We start from the raw sequence: 386 nt of genomic DNA on the forward strand, positions 1-386 counted from the left end.
AGTGTTGAAGATACCGCAGGCAACGACACCACCGCCACAGGCGCAGGTGAAATAGATACCACTGCACCGACACTTGTACTTACCAGCCCAGGCTCAAGTAATGACATCACCCCGACACTCAGTGGAACAAGTGATGCCGTTGAAGGCACGGTTATTAACTTCACGGTAGTGGACGATCAAGGCAATACACAAACCTTTACCACCACTGTGGATGCCGATGGTAACTTCTCTGTAGAAGTACCGACTGCCTTGGCAGAAGGACCATATAGCATCGAAGCAAGTATTAGCGATGTGGCAGGTAACAGCACCGATATTACCGGCAACGGCACCATTGATACCACAGCACCAAGTGTGAGTGTAGATGCGCCATTATTAACAAATGACAG

At 49.5% G+C, this 386-nt stretch carries 1 protein-coding gene; it reads left to right on the top strand.

The window, feature by feature from the left end:
- Nucleotides 1-386 (top strand): Ig-like domain-containing protein (locus H5159_RS21270; protein WP_259399140.1); only part of this gene is annotated, 386 nt, incomplete at both ends.

It is taken from the genome of Pseudoalteromonas sp. SG43-1 (assembly GCF_014164415.1).
Classification (GTDB): domain Bacteria; phylum Pseudomonadota; class Gammaproteobacteria; order Enterobacterales; family Alteromonadaceae; genus Pseudoalteromonas; species Pseudoalteromonas distincta.